The sequence below is a fragment of the Acetobacter pasteurianus genome, assembly GCF_009914215.2.
GTDB lineage: Bacteria > Pseudomonadota > Alphaproteobacteria > Acetobacterales > Acetobacteraceae > Acetobacter > Acetobacter pasteurianus.
In genome coordinates this window covers 67,022-81,679 of sequence record NZ_CP039846.2, presented here as the reverse complement: position 1 = coordinate 81,679, position 14,658 = coordinate 67,022, and the positions used below count along the sequence as shown (strand labels likewise).

At 54.3% G+C, this 14,658-nt stretch carries 16 protein-coding genes; 9 read left to right on the top strand and 7 right to left on the bottom strand.

Annotated features, from left to right (window positions below):
• The first annotated feature begins 34 nt into the window (after positions 1-34).
• The gene (locus FCN51_RS13595; protein ID WP_201762583.1) at positions 35-829 is read left to right on the top strand and encodes an MBL fold metallo-hydrolase; all 795 of its coding nucleotides are present in this window, start codon (positions 35-37) and stop codon (positions 827-829) included.
• Positions 830-875: 46 nt separating this feature from the next.
• Here FCN51_RS13595 and FCN51_RS13590 read toward each other — a convergent pair whose 3' ends face one another.
• Positions 876-1,754 carry a universal stress protein gene (locus FCN51_RS13590; protein ID WP_003623520.1) on the bottom strand — a complete coding sequence of 293 codons (879 nt, stop codon included), beginning with the start codon at positions 1,752-1,754 and terminating at the stop codon, positions 876-878.
• A gap of 55 nt (positions 1,755-1,809) precedes the next feature.
• Positions 1,810-2,490 carry a pyridoxamine 5'-phosphate oxidase gene (pdxH, locus tag FCN51_RS13585; protein ID WP_201762582.1) on the bottom strand — a complete coding sequence of 227 codons (681 nt, stop codon included), beginning with the start codon at positions 2,488-2,490 and terminating at the stop codon, positions 1,810-1,812.
• 145 nt (positions 2,491-2,635) lie between these two features.
• Between pdxH and fabI the strand changes: the two genes are divergently transcribed.
• Together fabI and aroC are read left to right on the top strand one after the other, a co-directional pair.
• Entirely contained in the window at positions 2,636-3,475 is an 840-nt protein-coding gene (gene fabI, locus FCN51_RS13580) for an enoyl-ACP reductase FabI (protein ID WP_003623523.1), read from the top strand.
• A gap of 9 nt (positions 3,476-3,484) precedes the next feature.
• The gene (gene aroC / locus FCN51_RS13575) at positions 3,485-4,555 is read left to right on the top strand and encodes a chorismate synthase (RefSeq protein ID WP_003623525.1); all 1,071 of its coding nucleotides are present in this window, start codon (positions 3,485-3,487) and stop codon (positions 4,553-4,555) included.
• A 21-nt stretch (positions 4,556-4,576) separates the two neighbouring features.
• On the opposite strand, the gene FCN51_RS13570 is transcribed toward aroC, so the two are convergent.
• Positions 4,577-5,011 carry an OsmC family protein gene (locus FCN51_RS13570; protein ID WP_003623526.1) on the bottom strand — a complete coding sequence of 145 codons (435 nt, stop codon included), beginning with the start codon at positions 5,009-5,011 and terminating at the stop codon, positions 4,577-4,579.
• A 77-nt stretch (positions 5,012-5,088) separates the two neighbouring features.
• On the opposite strand from FCN51_RS13570, the gene FCN51_RS13565 reads away from it, so the two are divergent.
• Positions 5,089-6,798 (top strand): malate:quinone oxidoreductase, encoded by a 1,710-nt coding sequence (locus FCN51_RS13565; protein ID WP_310257305.1) that lies wholly within the window; start codon positions 5,089-5,091, stop codon positions 6,796-6,798.
• 48 nt (positions 6,799-6,846) lie between these two features.
• On the opposite strand, the gene FCN51_RS13560 is transcribed toward FCN51_RS13565, so the two are convergent.
• The 4 genes from FCN51_RS13560 to bioB are packed head-to-tail and all read right to left on the bottom strand — an operon-like array spanning position 6,847 to position 9,795.
• On the bottom strand, positions 6,847-7,395 hold the full coding sequence (locus FCN51_RS13560) for a 6-pyruvoyl trahydropterin synthase family protein (RefSeq protein ID WP_160256179.1): 549 nt from the start codon (positions 7,393-7,395) through the stop codon (positions 6,847-6,849).
• A complete protein-coding gene (gene queC / locus FCN51_RS13555) occupies positions 7,388-8,128 on the bottom strand; it encodes a 7-cyano-7-deazaguanine synthase QueC (RefSeq protein ID WP_160256178.1) in 741 nt (246 codons plus the stop codon). The genes FCN51_RS13560 and queC overlap by 8 nt, the downstream gene beginning before the upstream one ends.
• A 2-nt stretch (positions 8,129-8,130) precedes the next feature.
• Positions 8,131-8,781 (bottom strand): 7-carboxy-7-deazaguanine synthase, encoded by a 651-nt coding sequence (gene queE, locus FCN51_RS13550; RefSeq protein WP_160256177.1) that lies wholly within the window; start codon positions 8,779-8,781, stop codon positions 8,131-8,133.
• Between the two features lie 3 nt (positions 8,782-8,784).
• Entirely contained in the window at positions 8,785-9,795 is a 1,011-nt protein-coding gene (bioB, locus tag FCN51_RS13545) for a biotin synthase BioB (RefSeq protein ID WP_020944712.1), read from the bottom strand.
• Between the two features lie 169 nt (positions 9,796-9,964).
• Between bioB and FCN51_RS13540 the strand changes: the two genes are divergently transcribed.
• The 5 genes from FCN51_RS13540 (at position 9,965) to FCN51_RS13520 (ending at position 14,628) form a co-directional block, all read left to right on the top strand.
• A complete protein-coding gene (locus FCN51_RS13540) occupies positions 9,965-10,240 on the top strand; it encodes a putative hemolysin (RefSeq protein ID WP_004449089.1) in 276 nt (91 codons plus the stop codon).
• Positions 10,241-10,562: 322 nt separating this feature from the next.
• Positions 10,563-11,327 carry a phosphoadenylyl-sulfate reductase gene (locus tag FCN51_RS13535; RefSeq protein ID WP_160256176.1) on the top strand — a complete coding sequence of 255 codons (765 nt, stop codon included), beginning with the start codon at positions 10,563-10,565 and terminating at the stop codon, positions 11,325-11,327.
• A gap of 64 nt (positions 11,328-11,391) precedes the next feature.
• On the top strand, positions 11,392-12,186 hold the full coding sequence (gene cysD, locus FCN51_RS13530; protein ID WP_003628792.1) for a sulfate adenylyltransferase subunit CysD: 795 nt from the start codon (positions 11,392-11,394) through the stop codon (positions 12,184-12,186).
• A 28-nt stretch (positions 12,187-12,214) separates the two neighbouring features.
• Complete coding sequence (gene cysC, locus FCN51_RS13525) at positions 12,215-14,095, top strand: adenylyl-sulfate kinase (RefSeq protein ID WP_012812880.1); 1,881 nt, start codon at positions 12,215-12,217, stop codon at positions 14,093-14,095.
• Positions 14,096-14,286: 191 nt separating this feature from the next.
• Positions 14,287-14,628: a DUF2849 domain-containing protein gene (locus FCN51_RS13520; protein ID WP_160256175.1), complete on the top strand. Its 342-nt coding sequence runs from the start codon at positions 14,287-14,289 to the stop codon at positions 14,626-14,628.
• Positions 14,629-14,658 lie beyond the last annotated feature (30 nt).

Here is a 14,658-nt window from a genome sequence, read left to right as displayed (position 1 = left end):
TGGTGGTTGCCGAGAGAATGTGGGGGAAACGGGTATGAAAATTACAGTGCTGGGGTGTGGTGGGTCTGCCGGCGTGCCTATGGTTGGTGGGGCTGATGGCCACGGAATCTGGGGCGCGTGTAACCCCAAGGAGCCTCGGAACACCCGTACCCGTTCCTCCATTTTGCTGCGGTTAAAAAACGGTGCTGGCGTATTAGTAGATACGGGGCCGGATTTGCGTGCGCAGCTTTTGGTAAATGGCATCAAGGATTTTGAATCTATCATCTTCACCCATGCCCATGCGGATCATATTTCCGGGCTGGATGAAGTGCGCGCCGTTAACCGCGTGATTCAAAAACCTTTACATGCTTATGGAGCAGCGGAAACGCTGGAAGATATTCAGCGGCGGTTTGATTATGTGTTCAAACCGTGGACACCACCAAACTTCTTCCGTGCTGTGGTGGAAGCGCATCCGGTAAAAATGGGGCAGCCTGTTACCATAAGCGGCACGGAATTTACCTTGTTTGACCAAGTGCATGGGCGCGTTGGATCAACAGGTGTGCGGTGTGGAGACTTTGTTTACAGCACCGATGTTATGGAGTTTCCCGAAGACTCTGTGGAAGTTTTGCGTGGGGTAGATACATGGATGGTGGATTGCTTCCAGCGCCAGCCCCATAGCGCACATGCATGGCTGGAACGGGTGTTGGAATGGCAGCAGGCTATCAATCCACGCCGCATGATACTCACCCATATGGGCCCGGATATGGATTGGCAGTGGATGCAGGATCATCTTCCCGCAGGTATTGAGCCTGCATGGGATGGTGCCGTGTTTGAAGTAGCTGATCCCTAAAATAACAGAGGGCCTGCCTTGGCAAACCCTCTGCACCTTTCAGGCTTTAGCGGCTCATCAGCACCGTAATATCGGCATGTTCCAGCGTATAACGGGTAACACCACCCAGAATGAGCTGGCGCAGGCGAGAGTGTGAGTAAGCACCCATTGCTAGCATGTCGGCATCAAAGTCCTTACAAGCGGCTTCCAGTCCTTTGCCCACATCCCGATCTACGGGCGGGAATTCCACACAATCCGCCGTAATGCCGTGGATGGCCAGATAGTCCACCACGTCCTGCGCAGTAGGGCCACGGCGCTGGTAATCTCCGCAGTGCAGCACGCGCACGGCATCTGCTGTAAGTGCCCATGCCAGAGCGCCACGCAGGGCGGATGAGGCCTCTGCTGTGCCATTCCATGCAATGCAAACACGTTTGATAAGCCCTTTGGGCGGCGTGCGCGGGGCAATAACTACCGGGCGTCCGCTATCAAACAGAACGGCATGCAGGGTTTCGGAAGATGAAACAGCATCACCCGAATCAGGGTGCGGTACGAGTGTGAAGTCGGACAAACGTGCCTGTGCAGGCACGATTTCACTTTCCGCACCACGCATGATGTTAAAGCTGATTGTCGGCGCGTCCATAGGGAAGGGGCCGCGCGGGGGTACAACCTGAATATCTGGATGCGCGGCCACAAAACGTTCAAACAGGGCATGCACTTCATGCGCATGGCGTGCACCTTCGTGCTCGGCAGAGCGCATCAGGTCTTCCACCATGGCGCCGGAAAGGCCTTCACCAGCCAGTGGTGCCATTTCCCGCCCATCTGGGCGCACATGCAGCACAGCTAGATGCGCGCCAAAGCGGCGGGCAAAATTGTAGCCTCGGATAAGTGCGGCTTCAGCATTGGAGGTGCTGGGAAGCGGCAGCAGAATTTTACGAACGTCTTTCATTCTTATTTTTCTCCGCTGTCATTTATAAAATGATGTGTTTCAAGTGGCTGTGCGCTTACGGATATAAACGCGTAACATCCCAATCGTTTCCATTACGTGCCCATACGGCGCGATCATGCAAGCGGAAGCGCCGTTCCTGCCAGAACTCAAAATATTCGGGGTTTACCCGGTAGCCAGACCAGTTGGCCGGGCGGGGAATAGGATCTTGCGGATATGCTTCTTCCACCTGTTTCAGGCGTTCTTCAAATACGGCGCGGTCTGCCAGCGGGCGGGATTGATCCGAGGCCACAGCACCAAGGCGCGAAACACGGCTCCGACTCGCAAAATACGCATCGGCTTCTTCCGGCGTTACGGGGGTTACTGCCCCTTCAATCCGAATCTGGCGGCGCTGGCTTTTCCAGTGGAACAGCAGGGCTACGTGCGGGTTTTCTTCCAACTCACGCCCCTTGCGGCTGTGCGTATTGGTGTAAAAAACAAACCCTCTATGGTCTGCCCCTTTCAGCAGCACAATGCGCGCCGATGGTCTGCCGTCCCGCGTGGCTGTGGCCAGCACCATGGCATTGGGGTCGTTCACCTCTGTCTTTTCCGCCTCCTTCATCCATGTCTCAAACAGCGTAAACGGGTTGGCTGCCAGATCAATCAGAGGCTGACTGTCTAATGGGAGGGCTGCGGGAGAAGGTGAGGTTTCCGTCATGCTCGGACTCAATTCGTGTTCGTTTACGTCAAGCTGCGGCATTGCAGCTTTGTGCCTGTTATCATACTCCTACGTTCACCGGGTTTGAAGCATGTGTGTCGCTTTGCTCTTGTTTCAATAGCGCGTGTATGCGACCAACCAGCGAACATTCGGATATTTGAACAACAGAAATAGGTTGAGGTCTCGCATGTCTTCTCCCAACGCCACATTGCCTGCTCAGGGAACGCTCATGAAGGGCAAGAAGGGTCTGGTAATGGGTGTCGCTAATGATCGTTCCATTGCATGGGGCATTGCCTCCGCCGTTGCGGCACAGGGTGGGGAGCTTGCGTTTACGTATCAGGGCGAAGCTCTGGGCAAGCGCGTGCAGCCTCTGGCAGAAAGCGTGGGTTCCAGCTTGGTTCTGCCCTGCGATGTAACGGATGACGCCGCCATTGATGCCGCTTTTGCCACCATTGAAAAAGAATGGGGTGAACTGGACTTTGTGGTGCATGCCATTGGCTGGGCAGACAAGCAGTTCCTGCGTGGGCGGTATGTTGATACCCCGCGTGAAGCATTTTTGAAGGCGCTGGATATTTCCTGCTATTCCTTCACGGCCGTTGCGCAGCGCGCTTCCAAGCTGATGAAAAATGGTGGCTCCTTGCTGACCCTGAGCTATCTGGGCGCAGAACGAGTGATGCCGCATTACAACGTGATGGGCATTGCCAAGGCTGCGTTGGAAGCTTCTGTGCGGTATATGGCAACAGATCTGGGGCGTGATGGCATTCGTGTAAACGCTATTTCTGCAGGTCCTATCAAAACCCTTGCCGCCAATGGCATTGGGGATTTCCGCTATATTCTGAAGTGGAACCAGTATAACTCACCGCTCGAACGCAACGTGGCGTTGGAAGAAGTGGGTGGCGCTGGCCTGTATATGGTGTCTGATCTTTCATCCGGCGTAACGGGTGAAGTGCACCATGTGGATTGCGGTTACCATGTTGTGGGCATGAAAAACCCGACTGCCCCTGATATTTCTGTAGCTGGGGACTGAGGGCGCGCCGTGTCTTACAATACCTTCGGACAGCTTTTCCGTGTGACCACTTGGGGTGAAAGCCACGGCCCAGCTATTGGCTGTGTAGTGGATGGATGCCCGCCGCGTCTGGCGCTCACAGAAGCGGATATTCAGCCGTTTCTGGATAAGCGCAAGCCGGGGCAATCTGCCTTTACCACACAGCGTAAAGAGCCGGATCAGGTGCGTATTCTATCTGGCGTGTTCGAAGGGCAGACAACAGGCACACCAATTTCCCTGATGATCGAAAACACAGATCAGCGCTCGCGCGATTACGGCGATATTGCTCGCACATATCGGCCCGGCCATGCTGATCTGACGTATGATCTGAAATACGGCATCCGTGATTATCGTGGTGGTGGGCGTTCCTCTGCGCGTGAAACGGCTTGCCGTGTGGCAGCCGGTGCTGTGGCCCGCAAGATTCTGGGCGATGGCGTGCGTATTCGTGCAGCACTGGTGCAGCTTGGCCCGCATGATATCGACCGCACACGTTGGGATTGGGAAGAAGTAAACCGCAACCCCTTTTTCTGCCCAGATGCTGGTGTGGTGGCAGAATGGGAAGAATATCTTGCGGGTATTCGCAAGGCAGGGTCTTCCATCGGTGCCGTGATTGAGGTTGTGGCCGAGGGCGTGCCTGCTGGTTTGGGTGCACCCGTTTATGGCAAGCTGGATTCAGATCTGGCTGCGGCCCTCATGAGCATCAATGCCGTAAAGGGCGTTGAAATTGGAGATGGCTTTGCTTCTGCTTCCCTCACGGGGCAGGAAAATGCAGATCCGTTGTATATGCGAGATGGCAAGCTGACTTTTGGCGCCAACCACGCAGGTGGTATTCTGGGTGGTATTTCCAGCGGTCAGCCTATTGTGGCCCGCTTTGCCGTTAAGCCTACCAGCTCCATGCTTACGCCAGTCCCGTCCATCACTACGGATGGCAAGGAAACGGAAGTGATTACCAAAGGTCGGCATGACCCATGCGTGGGTATTCGTGCCGTACCAGTAGGTGAAGCCATGATGGCCTGCGTGTTGGCAGACCATCTTATGCGCCACCGGGCACAGGTGGGCTAAAAAGCCCACCCACTCAGCTTATTAGTCTAGCAAAGTGGCTTCCAAAGTAATGGAGGCCCCTTTGAACAGTTTGGAGACCGGGCAGCCTTCCTTGGCTTTTGTGGCCAGTTTTTCAAACTGATCAGCCGTAGCACCCGGAATGCGCGCCTTAAGGGTGAGGTTGACTTTATCTATTTCAAACCCGCCGTCCTTTTTGTTCAGGCTAACGTCTGCGCGTGTATCAATGGCAGAGGCGGTCAGCCCTGCTTCACCCAGAATGAGCGAAAAAGCCATGGAAAAACAGGCCGCATGAGCAGCGCCCAAAAGCTCTTCAGGGTTAGAGCCGGGCTTGCCTTCAAAACGGGTGTTAAAGCCATAAGGCTGGTCTTTTAAGGCGCCGCTTTCGGTTGAAATTGTGCCTTTGCCTTCTTTAATGGAACCTTCCCAATGTGCGGAACCGTATTTGATAATGCTCATGACAAAGCCTTTTCATTTATGCGTGAATGTTAGAAAACCATTCTAACGGTTAGCAGCCAAAACGCCTTTATGGGGGAATGGTTCAGGAAAAGCTGCCATGCTCTCGCAGAGATGAGCAGGCGAGAGCGCAACGATGTGCCTATAATGCTTTCCAGTTAAAGGCCTGCCGCGCGCGCATACTTCTTTCTTGCATGCAAAAGAAGTTGGGGGCATGTGCAGGTATGGATCCAGCCCTGCCAGCATGTAAGGTGCAAAAGGCAGATACGGCTGACAATGCGGAGACCACGATGAGTTCCACCACGACCGATACCGCTTCTTCTGTTGATGTCGTCCTGATCGGTGGGGGCGTCATGAGCGCCACGCTGGGAACCCTGCTGCGGCAGCTTCAGCCGGACTGGAGCATCAGCATTTTTGAACGCCTGGATAGCGTGGCGGAAGAAAGCTCCAACGCCTGGAACAATGCCGGCACAGGCCATTCTGCTTTGTGTGAGCTAAATTACACGCCCCAGCAGGCAGATGGCAGCGTTGATATCTCCAAGGCTATCAACGTCAACGAGCAGTTTCAGGTTTCCCGCCAGTTCTGGACGTATCTGGTTGAGCAGAACATTCTGGCTTCTGCGCGAGATTTTTTAACCCCCGTGCCACATATGAGCTTTGTGTGGGGGGATAAAAACGTGTCCTTCCTGCAGGCACGTTATAAGGCGCTGAGCGAGCATCCGCTGTTCTCCGGCATGGAGTTTACGCAGGATCAGGCGCAGATTGCGCAGTGGGCGCCGCTGATCATGCGTAACCGCCCCGCAGGGCAAAATCTGGCAGTTACCCGCAGCTTGCGCGGCACAGATGTAAACTTTGGTGCACTCACGCGCTTGCTGTTTACCTATCTGGTCAGCACGCCAGCCTGCACATTGCACACCAAGCACGAGGTGCATGATATCCGCCGTGATGCAGATGGCCGCTGGGTTATCAAGGTGCAGGATACGCGCTTGAATACGGAACGTGAGGTTAAGGCGCGGTTTGTGTTTATCGGTGGCGGTGGTGGTGCTCTGCCATTGCTGCAGAAAACGGGTATTCCGGAATCTCGCGGCGTTGGTGGGTTCCCGGTCAGCGGGCAGTTTCTGCGTTGCACCAACCCGGATCTGATTGCCCAGCACCATGCCAAGATTTACGGCAAGGCTTCTGTTGGTGCGCCTCCCATGTCTGTTCCGCATCTGGATACACGCATGATAGACGGCACACCGGCACTGTTGTTTGGCCCATATGCGGGCTTTTCCACCCGGTTCCTGAAAAACGGTTCCTTGATGGACCTGCCGCGCTCTATCCGGGCAAGCAACATCAGTGCCATGCTGGCTGTAGCGCGTGATAACTGGCCGCTTACCAAGTATCTGATCGAACAGGTCATGCAGTCCCACAATGATCGGATCAAGGCGTTGCGGGACTTTATTCCCGATGCGCAGGCCAAGGATTGGGAGCTGGTTGTGGCTGGGCAGCGCGTGCAGATTATCAAGAAAGACGCCAAAAAAGGCGGTGTTCTGCAATTTGGTACGGAAGTTATTTCCAGCGCAGATGGCTCTGTGGCTGCACTTCTGGGGGCTTCTCCGGGTGCCTCAACTGCAGCTCCAATTATGCTGACGGTTCTGAAAAAGTGCTTTGCCAGCAAGCTGCCTGAGTGGGAAGAAAAGCTGAAGCAGATTATCCCATCTTACGGCCAGAAACTGGCAGATAATCCGGCACTTTGTGCGCAGCTATTTGATAAAACCACTAGTGTTCTGGGGCTGAAAGAAGCCTGATACTGCATAGAGCCTGCCTGTTATAAGGCAGGCTCTTATTGCGTTTTATCAGATAAAAGTAACCGGGCTTTCGGTGTCCGATATGCTCATATCCGCCCGGTTCCACCAGCAATTTTCTGGTGGCCGCGGGGCAGGAATAAACTCTGCCGGATTGCCGGAAAAAGAGACCGTATTGGTGGGTGTTTCCTGAATGCTCAGTTCAGAACACTGCAAAACGCCGCCTTCTGCTGCCAGAAAGGCGTTGATCTTGGCCATAAGTAGGCAGACCATCAATTCAGTAGTAGGGTCTCCCGGCGTGATGACAATACGGGCCGCGCGGGCAGGCTCGTTAGCTTGAAACCACGCCAGTAACGGATCATCCTCTGCAAGTTGCAAGGCGTGATCCATCTTTTCATCTACAAACCGATGCCACGTGCTTTTGGCCTTCTGGAAGGAAACCGGCATGTTGCCTTTGCCATCCAACGGCGCAAAAGCTGTGGGTTTCAGGCGTACGGTCACAAACTCATTATGGCCGTGGGGCAGGGCGCAGCTTTCACTCGCACCATGAATAAGCCGATGGCCCATGGAAAAACGGCGGGTAAAAACAAGATCAGGCATGTGTCTGTGTGCCTTTTTTGTGGGCTACGTAGTCATCCCACCCAGATTTACGCAGTTGGCAGGCGGGGCAGGTGCCGCATCCATGCCCCCATGCGTGCAATGTGCCGCGCTCTCCCAAATAACAGGTGTGGCTTTCTTTATTGATCAGTTCAACAAGCGGTTGCCCACCCAGTTCTTCCGCCAGTTCCCATGTTTCGGCTTTATCCAGCCACATCAGGGGCGTGTGCAGAACGTAGCGGGATTCCATACCTAGGTTGAGCGCAACCTGTAGGGCTTTAATGGTATCATCCCGGCAATCTGGGTAGCCCGAATAATCAGTTTCGCACACGCCGGTAACAATGTGCTTAATGCCGCGCCGTGCCGCCAGAGCAGCTGCAAAAGTAAGAAAAATCAGGTTTCGGCCCGGCACAAACGTATTGGGCAGGCCGTTTTCCGCCATGCTGATTTCAGCATCTCGCGTTAAGGATGTTTCAGAAACCTCGCCCAATGCGTGCAAGGGCAGGGTGTGGTCTTCTCCCAAACGCTCAGCCCAGACGGGGTTCTGATGCGCAAACCCTTGGCGAATGCTCGCACGGCATTCCAGTTCAACCGCATGGCGTTGGCCGTAATCAAACCCAAGTGTTTCTACACGCCCATAACGTTCCAGCGCCCATGCCAGACAGGTTGCGGAATCTTGGCCACCAGAAAAAAGAACGAGGGCAGATTCCTGTTTATCACGGGCAGGAAGAGGCATGATTAAGGTATTCCGATAAGCTTGTGGGTCTGGAGTGAAAGCCCCCATAAAGGGTGCGCCAGACAGTATTCAATAGCAGCCTGCGTGTTGGCTGCCTGCTGAGGGCCATCCATAGGCTGAAGCCAGAAATGTTGGAAATCAAGATTTTCCAGAGCGGCGGGGTCTATCCCCGGCTGCGGAAATACAAGCTTCAGCTCGGTTCCCGCTTTTTGCACCAGTTCAACCCCGGCTTTGGGGCTAATGCATAGCCAGTCTATGCCTGTGGGGGCAATTACTGTGCCGTTGCTTTCCACCGCAATACTAAAGCCTTGGGCGTGCATGGCGTCTATCAGGGCGGTATCAAGCTGGAGCAGGGGTTCACCCCCTGTAAAAACAACCAGTTTTTGGCCGGTTGCTTTTGTATCCTGCGTGGGCTGCGGCCAGAAACTGGCAATAGTTGCCACCAGTGCGGCCGCATTTTCAAACTTGCCGCCGTTTACGCCATCTGTGCCGATAAAATCGGTATCGCAAAACTGACAGATGGCTTTATCGCGATCTTCCTCCCGCCCAGACCAGAGGTTGCAGCCCGTAAAGCGGCAGAAAACAGCCGCGCGACCAGCCTGACCACCTTCACCCTGGAGGGTAAGGAAAATTTCTTTAACCGAATATGTCATGAATTATGCAGAAGGCAGGCCAATGCCTGTTGTGTGCATACCAAGCTTATCCAGCAAAGCTCTGTCACGCGTGGCTTGTGGGTTTGGGGTGGTCAGCAGGCGTTCACCATAGAAGATGGAGTTGGCACCAGCCAAAAAGCAGAGCGCCTGTGTTTCATCGCTCATATTTTCGCGGCCAGCGGCAAGGCGTACGCGGCTTTTGGGCATGGTAATACGGGCAGCGGCAATCATGCGCACAAAATCAAGCGGTTCCACTTCATCCGCTTTGGCCAGAGGTGTGCCTTCCACCTTAACGAGCAGATTAATTGGCACGCTTTCAGGATGCGCGGGCAGGGTGGCAAGGGCCGTAATCAGGCCTGCACGATCCGATTCATTTTCACCCAAACCCACAATGCCACCGCAGCATACATTGATGCCGGCATCCCGCACGTTGGAAAGCGTATCCAGCCGTTCCTGATAGGTGCGGGTGCTGATGATTTCCCCATAATATTCGGGGGAAGTATCTAGGTTGTGGTTGTAGTAATCCAGCCCGGCATCATGCAGTTTATGGGCCTGCGCGTTGTCCAGCATGCCCAATGTTACGCAGGTTTCCATACCAAGCTGCTTTACGCCTTCAATCATGGCGCACACGGTATCCAGATCACGCTCCTTGGGAGAACGCCAGGCGGCACCCATGCAAAAACGACTGGCTCCAGCAGCCTTGGCTTTTTTGGCCTCGGTCAACACGGCTTCAACAGCCATCAGCTTATCTGCCTTTACGCCTTGTTCATGCTTGGCGCTTTGTGGGCAGTAGGCGCAATCTTCCGGGCAGCCACCCGTTTTAATGGAAAGCAGTGTGGAAATTTGGATTTCCGTTGGGTCAAACGTCGCGCGGTGCAGTGTTTGGGCCCTGAACATCAGTTCAGGAAACGGCAGGTCAAGCAGAGCCTGAACTTCTGCGACCGTCCAATCATGGCGGACTTCCGAAGAGGAGGTGACAGAAGAGTGAGCAAGCGGGGAAGAACCATCAGGCATGGAGTGCAAACCGAACCAGATTTATAGAGAAGGAAAGTGATTTATAGCCTTTTTATCGCAGTAAGGCCAGTTTTCACGTTGCGTGTTAAAGACATATTCAGGGCTATACGCCATACTAAATGTTTATAATTCAGCTTGTCATGATGCGGCTGGGATGAAGGAGAATAAAATGTCTGCAAAAAAAGGCGTTTCCGGTGCAGTTCTTGCTGTTGCAATTACCGGTCTTCTGGGCGGCTGCCATGAACAGCACGAAGAAAATGCCAACCGTGCAGTGCGGCCGCTGCGGATGCCAAATCCGGCTGCAGTTTATTGCGTTAAAAAAGGCGGCACGCTGAGCACCGAAAGCACGGACAAGGGGCAGATCAGCTATTGCCATCTGCCAGATGGTAGCGTGATGGAAGAATGGGAACTGTTCCGCAGGGACAATCCGGCGCCAAAAAAGTAATCTGATCGATCGAACATGATTTTTGGCCCGATGCAGGGCATTTTGACCCGTGAGGGGGCTTTGCATCGGGCATTTTGAGCGCTTTAGGCGGTAGGGTGGATCGATTTCAGGATTTTAGGGCGTCAGAATGAGCATGTGAAAGCATGCTGGACGGATATGATGGATCGGTCTGGATATTTTCGAAACGGCCATAAATTGCATAAGATATATTATGCCAACAAAATGGACTATAAAACATGAGCGCGTGAGGGATCGTCTATATAACTATCCGTTATGATAGTTAATTTGGGAATATGACCATTGAGGCGTTGAATTTTGGGTTGTGGGTTCCTTATTATATCTGTATCACGTCGTTAATTACATTTTCTGTCATACGGGTTTGTGTGTAGTGACCGCTCTTTCTGATGATACAGCGACCATAGCCAAGCAGCTTGTGCCCGTGCAGGAGAACCCCGTTCTGCTGCTGCGCAAGGCCAGTGAGCTTTTGGGAGACAGGTTGGCTGTCCTCTCCTCTTTCGGGGCGGAATCTGCGTTGCTTCTGGCAATGGTGGCAGAGGCCGACCCGGCCATGAAAGTGCTGTTTCTGAATACCGGAAAACACTTTCCGCAAACCCTCGAATATCGGCACAATTTGGCCGATTTTCTGCATCTTTCCAACGTTCAGGACGTGGCTCCTCAGCCCCAGCAGGTCGAAAATCGGGACCCTACCGGGGAATTATGGGCGTTTGATCCAGATGCCTGCTGCGCCTTGCGCAAGGTGGAGCCCCTGAAAGTGGCCTCTCTGCCCTATGAGGCACTGGTGACCGGGCGCAAGCGTGGGCAGGCTGTTACAAGATCCACGCTGGAAATTGTGGAATTGCGAGAAGATGGGCAGCTACGGCTCAACCCTCTTGCATTTTGGAGTGCGGAAGACATCACGCAGGAAATGCAGCGCCGAGGGCTGCCTCCTCACCCATTGGTGGCGGAAGGCTATCTTTCCATCGGCTGCGCCCCGTGCACGCAACCAGTTGATGGTGCGCAGGATGCACGGGCCGGACGTTGGGCCGGGCTGAACAAAACGGAATGCGGTATCCACATTAAACACTAACGGGTTCTGGCTGATTTTACCCTCAGCCACGTCGTGTCATACACAGGGTTACGGAAACGGAAACATGGATCATCTTGATCAACTCGAAGCTCAGAGCGTTTTTATTCTGAGAGAAGCGTACAGAAAGCTCAAACCTCTGGCCATGCTGTGGTCTTTGGGTAAAGATTCCAATGTGATGGTCTGGCTGGCCAAAAAGGCGTTTCTGGGCCGGGTTCCCTTCCCTGTCATGCATGTTGATACCGGCAAGAAGTTCCCGGAAATGTACAAATTCCGCGATGAATACGCCAAAAAGTGGGACCTCAATCTGCTGTTGGGTGAGTGCCCGCCGGTAGAGGATATGGACCCCTCCCTACCTCCAGCAGCACGTTCTGCTGCGCGTAAAACGGCAGGTCTTGCCGCCATGATCGAAAAGCACAAGCTACAGGGCGTTATTGCCGGTATCCGCCGTGATGAGCAGGGAACACGCGCCAAGGAACGTGTTTTCAGCCCGCGTGGTGCCAGCCATAAATGGGATATCCGTAACCAACCGCCCGAATTCTGGGACCAGTACGCAACACCGCACGAAGAAGGCATGCATATTCGCGTGCATCCGCTGCTGGCTTGGCGTGAAATCGATATCTGGCGCTATATCGAGCGTGAAGGCATCCCGCTGGTTGATCTGTACTTCTCCAAAAACGGCAAGCGTTACCGCTCCTTGGGTGATTCAGACATCACCTTCCCGGTAGAAAGCAACGCTTCCACTCTGGCGGAAGTGATTGAAGAACTGGAAACAACCAAAACATCCGAACGCGCAGGCCGCGCAATGGATCATGAATCCGAAGATGCTTTTGAACGCCTGCGTGTGGCGGGTTACCTCTGATTACGGCGTGGACTGGAAATAGAATATCATGAGCGAAAAAATTTATTCATCTCAGGATGCCGCCACGCCAATCGTGATTGTGGGGCATGTTGACCACGGTAAATCCACCCTTATTGGGCGTTTGCTGCACGATACGGACAGCCTTCAGGATGGCAAGGTTGCCCAGATTATTGAATCGTCCAAAAAGCGCGGCCTGAAGATTGAGTGGAGCTTCCTGCTGGACTCCCTTCAGATCGAGCGCGATCAGGGCGTTACGGTTGATTCCACCCGTATTCCGTTCCGCTTGGGCCAGCGTGAATTTGTGATTGTGGATGCACCGGGACACCGCCAGTTCCTGCGTAACATGATTACAGGTGCCGCCGATGCAGAAGCCGCCGTGCTGGTGGTGGATGCGCAGGAAGGTGCGCGTGAACAAACACGCCGCCACGCCATGCTGCTGCACCTTATCGGCATTCGCCACGTTATTGTGCTGCTGAACAAGGTGGATCTGCTTGATTTCGATCAGGCCAAGGTGGAAGCGGTCGAAAAATCCGTAACGGAACTATTGAACAAGCTGGGGCTGGAAGCGGCTCTGTTTGTTCCGGCTTCTGCGCGTGATGGTGATAACATTGCCAGCCGCTCAGAACGCTCTCCGTGGTATAAAGGCCCTACGCTGACAGAAGCTCTGGCCAGCGTGCCCTCACCCGCTTCCCGCTCAGAACTGGCGCTGCGCCTGCCGGTGCAGGACGTGTATCGTTTTGATAACACCCGCTATGTGGCCGGCCGTGTTGAACGAGGCCGTGTGCGCGTGGGCGATACGGTTATTATCGGCACGCAAAAAACCCCTGCCCGCATTGCTTCGATCGAAAGCTGGCATACAGCACCGCATGTGTCTGCCTCTGCCGGGCAGTCCATCGCCGTAACGCTGGAACCAGACGTTATTCCCGATCGTGGTGACTTGTTGCACCATGCCGATGCCGCGCCAATGGAAGCCTCACGCGTGCGGGTGCGTCTGTTCTGGCTGCGTCAGGAACCGCTGCGTGTGGGTGAGCATTTCCGCCTGCGTCTGGCCACGGCAGAACATGCTGTTACCGTGACTGCCATTGATAAAGTGGTGGATCTGGATGATCTGACAGAACACCCCGGCACCGAAGTTCCGCCCGAAGGGTTTGCGGAAATCGTGCTGTCTGCGGCAGAAAACATTCAGTTTGACCCGTTCACCCCCGGCACAACAGATGGCCGCGGTGTATTGGTTGACCGCCAGCAGCGTATTGTGGGTGGTGCGCCCATTATTGGCCCAGCCACTATTGCAGATGGTGAAAAGGTTATTCACCCAAGTGCCAGCACCGTTACCGTGCAGGACCGTGAACGCGCCAAGGGCCACAAAGGCTCCGTGTTCTGGCTGACCGGCCTTTCTGGTTCTGGAAAAAGCACGCTGGCCCGTGCGGCAGAAACCCGTCTGTTTGCAGATGGTGTGGATGTTACCGTGCTGGATGGTGATACACTGCGTGCAGGCCTGTGTAAGGATCTGGGTTTCTCTGAAGCGGATCGGACAGAAAACGTACGCCGGGCTGCGGAAGTGGCACGCCTGCTGCGTGATGCCGGTCAGGTTGTGATTGTGGCCCTCATCTCCCCACTGCGTTCTGACCGAGATCTGGCCCGCCAGATTATTGGGGACGGGTTTGAGGAAGTGTTTGTAGATGCCGATCTTGGTACCTGCGAACAGCGTGACCCCAAAGGCCTGTATGCAGCCGCCCGTGCAGGAAAAATCAGCGGCTTTACGGGCATTGATGCTCCGTATGAAGCTCCTGCCGCACCTGCCCTGCGTCTGGTAACGGGTAAGGATAGCGTAGAAGCAGCCACAAAAACGCTGGTGACTTTTGTAGAAAACACCGTGCGTAACAAAACAGGTGCCCGTGCGCAGTCCTGATTGCGTTCTGGTTTGATAAGGCGGGTGTAAAATACCCGCCTTATTTGCCCTTGTAGCTGGTTGTTAAGAGCATATGTGTATCTTGAGGTGCCGGGGGTGCTTCAAGATACGTTTTTGATTCGTGGTATATTGATATTCTCGCATCTGTTGTGTAATTCTGAACCTGCACACGGGGCAGAAAGGGATAAGCGTTGGATCGGAGAAATAATCGGCGGGATGAACAGGGGCTGAGCGTTGTTACAGCCAACCGTCTGCTTGATGGGCGCATTGTATGGTTGGATGCGCAAGGTAAGTGGCAGCTTTTTATCCAGCAGGCGCATCCTTTCCCCAATGCGGAAATGGAGCAGGTTCTGGCCCGCCAGAACGCAAAAGCAGCTGCGGATGAAGTGGTTGGGGTGTATGGTGTACAGGTCGAGCAAACATCGTCTGGCCTGCTGCCCATAACCACGCGGGAGCGTATTCGTGCCCTTGGGCCAAGCGTTCATGCCGAATTCACACCTGCATGGCAGGCTGCGCAACACGCCTGCGCCTGATACCAGCAGAGCAAGACGGACACAGTTAAA